The organism is Rhizobium atlanticum (genome assembly GCF_030182485.1).
Classification (GTDB): Bacteria; Pseudomonadota; Alphaproteobacteria; order Rhizobiales; family Rhizobiaceae; genus Rhizobium.
The window spans coordinates 1-786 of the sequence record NZ_JAQJCJ010000089.1; the positions used below are offsets into that span (position 1 = coordinate 1).

1 pseudogene is annotated in these 786 nt (G+C 59.9%); it reads right to left on the reverse strand.

What is annotated here, in order from left to right:
• Positions 1–359: 359 nt before the first annotated feature.
• Positions 360–786, reverse strand: a pseudogene (locus PH551_RS32835) (Ulp1 family isopeptidase); the annotation flags it as partial.

Here is a 786-nt window from a genome sequence, read left to right on the forward strand (position 1 = left end):
GCGCCATGGGCGGGTTTCGTCCTGGCCTGAAGCCATAGTAGAACCCGCAAAGGGTAGGCCGTCATAGACGGCACTAAGCACTTCAGCGACCGCGCCAGCATCCTTCGCACCCGAGGCTCTTCCCGCATCCGTATCTGTCTACACCTCAGATGCGACAGCCGTCGCCTCTTGGGATGCTGGCCAAACGTCACGTTTTGAAGGAAGACTGGCGACGTGCACATTCGATGTCGCCCCCGGCACTGGGGATCGTCTCATCTGGGTTGGCGCGCTGCACGTGGCCGCGTAAAAACGGATTCTCCCTCAACGATTTGGTGCTTTTTCAAGAACGACTGGCATCTATTGCTCGATCCATCTCCACCCTATTGCTGGAAAAGGTAAATGTCGTTCTCCCTGCCTGATGGCCCCAGAGTGGCCGTGTAGGGCACACCATGGATAGTGATGCTGGTCTGGGGGTTGTCCGCGCTCGGCAGCAACTCAAGCCAGGACATCGCAAGCCGAAGGCCAGCCGGTGCCGGTTGATTGCGGTGTTGCCAGCTCGGAGGGACAGCTCCTCCCAAGTCGTCCACAGGCAGCATGTACTGTGGGGTGCCGAAGATCGATGCCCCCAAGCTTTGCTCCCATGGTGCGTCTGGCGGATTGACGCTTTGCACCGGTGAATAGGCGGCTGACGGCAAATCCTGCCGGAAGGGCGCTGTATTCCAGCTATCGGGAAGCTGGCCGGGTTGAGCCACTCCATGCCAAAACTCTGCGGGATCGGCGATCTGTGTGGAGGACTCCGGTCCAGCC